A 4,477-nucleotide genomic window follows, 5' to 3' on the forward strand; every position below is an offset into this window, starting at 1 on the left:
AACCAGGCGGTGCTGCAGATGGACGAGTCCACCCAGCAGAACGCCACGCTGGTGGAGGAAGCCTCCGCCGCCGCGCGTTCGCTCGAGCAGCAGGCCGTGCAGCTGGTGGAGACCGTGGCCGTCTTCAGGCTCGCAGAAGCGGCCGCGGTGGTGGCACCGGCGCCTGCGCCCCATGTCCGGCTCGTCCCCCACAGCACGGGCGTGGCGCCGCGTCCGCTCGCGCATCGCACCCGCGGCAGCGCCGCCATCAGCGAGCCGCACTGGCACGAGTTCTGAGCGACGACTGCGCCGCGTCGCGCGTCCGCATCCGCACCGGGCGCCGACGGATGCGCGATCTAGCCGATGACGTGGCGCTACCGCGCAACGACACAGCGCCACGCCCCGATCCACCTGCACGCATACCGGCCCCCAGCCGCTGTCGCACGCCCTGCATTGCGGTGAACGATCGCCAATGCACCGCCGGCGACGTCCCGGATTTTCGCCGCTCGCTAACGCCCCTGCAGGTCTGATGCACGTCCGCTTCCGCATACGCGGCATCGCATCGGCACAGGGCGCAGCACATGCACGAACGCAGTACCGACCTTCGCATCCCGGTGGTCCAGGAAGAGGTGGACATCGCGAAGGAACTCGTCGAGACCGGCCGCCTTCGCATCCACACGCACGTCAGCGAGCGACAGGAAGTCGTCGAGCTGCCGCTGAGCCGCGAAGAGTTCACCGTCGAGCGCGTCGCGATCGGCCGGCCGGTCGATGCGCCGGTCGAGGTCCGCCAGGATGGCGACGTCACGATCGTGCCGGTCCACGAGGAGGAGTTCGTCGTCACCCGCCGCCTCGTGCTGAAGGAAGAGCTGCATATCCGCCGTGCCGTGCACCGCACCGTCGAGACCCACGAGGTCACGCTGCGGCGGCAGGACGTCGATGTCTCGCGCGCACCGCCGGCCCCGACCGACGGGCCCGTGCCGCGCTACTGAACCACTCCCCCACACCTCGAAGGAGGATCCCCATGGCCACCACTCTGGTCGGCATTTTCGATTCCGTGAACGAGGCCGAACGCGCCCGTGAGTACCTTCTGCGCGAAGGCCTGGCGAGCAACTCGGTCCACGTGACGGACAACTCGTCGCTGATGTCGCGGTCCACCTCGATGGCGTCGGGCGGCGGCAGCGAGAACCGCGGCGGCTTCTTCTCCCGCCTGTTCGGCCTGGGCGACGACGACTCGCAGACGCAGGAATACTCGCAGGCGCTGCAGGGGGGCTCCGCGCTCCTCTCGGTCGTGGTGCAGGACGGTGACGACGCGCGCCGCGTCGAGACGCTGATGGCGAAGGCCGGTGCGGACCAGATCAACGAGCGTGGCAACGCGCAGAGCGTGGGCACCGCGGGGCTGCAGTCGCAGCAGGCGCGCACCGATACGTCGTCGCGCACCGATACCGCGGCGCGCTCGGCCAATGCCGGCGAGACGCTGCAGGTGATGGAGGAAGAGCTCCAGGTCGGCAAGCGCACCGTCGAGACCGGCGGCGTGCGGATCCGCCAGCACGTCACCGAGCGCCCGGTGCACGAGCAGATCCAGCTCTGCGAGGAGCATGCGATCGTCGAGCGCCGTCCGGTGAACCGCGCCGCCGCGCCGGGCGAGATCGACGCGCTGTCGATGCAGGATCGCGAGCTCGAGATCCACGAGCGCGCCGAGCAGGCGGTGGTGGGCAAGACCGCGCGCGTGGTCGAGGAAGTGCGTGTGGGCAAGGAGGTCACCGGCCATACGGAGACCATCGAGGACAGCGTGCGCCGCACGGACGTCGACGTCGAGCAGCTCGCCGCTCAGAACGCAACGCGCCGCCCGGACGGCTCGCTGAACAGCCAGCCGCGTCGCTGATCCGATTCGGAGCAGATCTACTTCAGGGAAAAACCGCCGCGTACGCGGCGGTTTTTTCTCTGCACGCCGCGTGGAAAGGCGTGCCCGGACAGCCGAAGGGCCGCTCGCGCGGCCCTCGGGAACAAACATCCCGTGCATCCGCCCGGCGGACGCACGTTAGGACGCACTCGACTCACATCGAGAAGTTCAGGCGCACCTTGCCCTTGCCGCCGCCCGGGGCGAAGAGCCACTGCTTGACGGCGCCGACGGCGGCCTTCTCGAACGTGCGCGTCGGCTTCGCGCCGACGACCGAGACCTTGCTGACCTTGCCGGTCTCGTCGACTTCGAACTCGACGTCGACATAGCCGGTGGTGCCGTTGCGCGCGGCTTCGGCCGGGTACTGCGGCTCCACGCGCTTGACCGGCTTCAGGTCGGCAGCGAAGGCGGGCGTGGCGGCGCCGAGCGCCAGGGCGATGGCGAACACGCAGGAACGGCTCATGGGGTCTCTCCTGATAGCGATGACGCGACGCTCCAGGGCGCCGTGAAGCCAGCATCGGCCCGGGCGGCGGCTTCTTTAGCGCACGGCGGCCATGCCGGCCGGCCGATGTCGCCAATGTCGACCGCCGTCCCAGAATCCCGGCGAGCGCCAGCTGGGGCCGCGGTCCGTCCCGCAGGCCGCGTGGACCAGGCATCGACGACGGGGCGGCGACCCGGGACCGCGCGTCGCCCGACCTGCATCGCGCTTCGTGCGGCGGCTCGCATCGATCCCTAAAGTTCGGCCCGGAAACGCCGATGACACACGCAGTCGACCCACGAAGGGTCTTCGCCCGAGGCTGTCATGCGATCCAACAATTCCTCCCTGGCCGACCGGATGCTCGCTCCGGCCACGCGCCTGATGAGCCGCTTCCGCTTCACGCAGAAGGCGATCGTCATCGGCTCGACCTTCGTGGTCACCTGCGGCGTGCTCGCCGGGCTGATCGCGGTCAACAGCCACACCGAAATGTCGGAAGCGCAGCTCGCCGCTTCCGCTGCGGCGCCGCTGGAAACGATGCATGACGGCATGCTCGCGATGCAGCAGCATCGTGGCCTGCGCGTGCGCGCGAACTACAAGGTGGCGCTGAAGCCCGGCGCGATCGAGGACTCGGAGGCGCGCGCCGAAGCCGCCTTCAAGGCGGTCGAGAGCTGGCAGGCCGAAGCGCTCGACTCGAAGGACCTGGACAAGCCGATCGCCGCCGCGCGCGCGGCATGGGCGAAGGCCAAGTCCGCCACCGACGTGGACGTGGTCGTCGACTCGCACAACGAGGCGCTGCGGCAGTCGCGCCTGCTGGTGAAGGCGATCGAGCAGGTGACCGGCCTGGGACTGACGAACGACCCGGCGATGTTCTACACCGGCCGTGCGCTGACCGAGTGGCTCCCGCTGCTGAGCGAGTACGGCTCGCGCCACAGCGTGACCGGCACCAAGATCATCGGCGAAGGCTCCGTCTGGGCCGAGGATCGCGCCGCGATCGCCTCCGCCGAGACGATGGAGAGCTTCCTGCTGGATCGCATCCAGCTCGAGATGACGCAGCTCGCCAAGACGTCCCCCGACATCGCCAAGCAGGTGCAGGGCCCGATGGCCAAGGCGATCAAGGCGATCAACGACCAGAAGGCGGTCGTCCAGACGAACATCCTCGATGCCGAAGTCATCGAGATGCAGATCCCCGCGATGGCCGCTCGTGCCGAAGCCACGCGCGCCGCGATCGGCGAGGCGATCGAGCAGATGGACGAGGCGTTCGTCGCGGCCGCCGAGGCTGAAGTCTCGGCGCTGCGCACGCGCGCGATCACCGTCCTGCTGATCGTCGCGTTCGCCCTCTCGCTCTCGGCCTATCTGTTCCTGGGCTTCAGCCGGAGCACGCGCACCGCGCTCAACGAGATCAAGAACGCGGCCGAGCTGCTCGCGGCCGGCCAGTTCCCGGATACCGTCAAGGTGAACAGCCGCGACGAGCTGCGCGTGATCGGCGACGGCATCGAGAAGGCGGTCACGACGCTGCGCGGCGTCGCACGTGCCCAGCAGGACATGTACACCGAGCACCAGGCCGGCAACATCGACTACCGCATCGACGCCGACCAGTTCTCCGGTTCGTACGGCGTGATGGCGGACGACCTCAACAAGCTCGTGGCCTCCCACATCGCCGTCAAGATGAAGGTGATCGAGATCGTCTCGCAGTACGCGCGCGGTGACCTTTCGCAGGACATCGAGCGCTACCCGGGCCAGAAGGCGCGCATCACCGAGGCGATGGACGCGGTGAAGGCCGGCATGCTGCAGGTCACGAACGAGATCCGCACGCTGGTCGACGCGGCCAAGGCCGGTGATTTCTCGCAGCGCGGCAATGCCGAGGCCTACGAGTTCATCTACCGCGAGATGGTGGCCAACCTCAACACGCTGATGGAGAGCGCGGACCAGGGCCTGTCGGACGTCGGCTCGCTCCTGGCGGCGGTGTCGGATGGCGACCTCACGCAGACGGCGGACGAGGCCCTGCCCGGCCAGTTCGGCGAGCTCGCGCGCAATGCGAACCGCACCGTGCACCAGCTGTCGGGCATCGTCGGCCAGATCCGCATGGGCAGCCAGCTGATCAACACGGCGGCCGGTGAGATCGC

Annotated in this window: 4 protein-coding genes and 1 pseudogene; 4 read left to right on the forward strand and 1 reads right to left on the reverse strand. The window is 69.1% G+C overall.

Annotated features, from left to right (window positions below; all coding sequences use genetic code 11):
• From ACYVJJ_RS15045 to ACYVJJ_RS15055, 3 genes and pseudogenes are all read left to right on the forward strand, one after another.
• A pseudogene (locus ACYVJJ_RS15045) lies at window positions 1-276 on the forward strand (methyl-accepting chemotaxis protein); the annotation flags it as partial.
• Window positions 277-560: 284 nt separating this feature from the next.
• Window positions 561-968 carry a YsnF/AvaK domain-containing protein gene (locus ACYVJJ_RS15050; RefSeq protein WP_460834849.1) on the forward strand — a complete coding sequence of 136 codons (408 nt, stop codon included), beginning with the start codon at window positions 561-563 and terminating at the stop codon, window positions 966-968.
• Between the two features lie 32 nt (window positions 969-1,000).
• A complete protein-coding gene (locus tag ACYVJJ_RS15055) occupies window positions 1,001-1,861 on the forward strand; it encodes a YsnF/AvaK domain-containing protein (RefSeq protein WP_460834851.1) in 861 nt (286 codons plus the stop codon).
• A 172-nt stretch (window positions 1,862-2,033) separates the two neighbouring features.
• Here the strand turns inward: ACYVJJ_RS15055 and ACYVJJ_RS15060 are convergent, their stop codons facing one another.
• On the reverse strand, window positions 2,034-2,339 hold the full coding sequence (locus ACYVJJ_RS15060; RefSeq protein WP_460834853.1) for an energy transducer TonB: 306 nt from the start codon (window positions 2,337-2,339) through the stop codon (window positions 2,034-2,036).
• A 339-nt stretch (window positions 2,340-2,678) separates the two neighbouring features.
• Between ACYVJJ_RS15060 and ACYVJJ_RS15065 the strand changes: the two genes are divergently transcribed.
• On the forward strand, window positions 2,679-4,477 hold a 1,799-nt coding region (locus tag ACYVJJ_RS15065; protein WP_460834855.1), incomplete at its 3' end, for a HAMP domain-containing protein.

The organism is Lysobacter humi (ex Lee et al. 2017) (assembly GCF_054781815.1).

What these genes read in the sequence shown, in the direction of transcription:
- ACYVJJ_RS15055 (WP_460834851.1), top strand. Translation starts at nt 1,001, where the DNA reads ATGGCCACCACTCTGGTCGGCATTTTCGATTCCGTGAACGAGGCCGAA.
- ACYVJJ_RS15060 (WP_460834853.1), bottom strand. Translation starts at nt 2,339, where the DNA reads ATGAGCCGTTCCTGCGTGTTCGCCATCGCCCTGGCGCTCGGCGCCGCC.
- ACYVJJ_RS15050 (WP_460834849.1), top strand. Translation starts at nt 561, where the DNA reads ATGCACGAACGCAGTACCGACCTTCGCATCCCGGTGGTCCAGGAAGAG.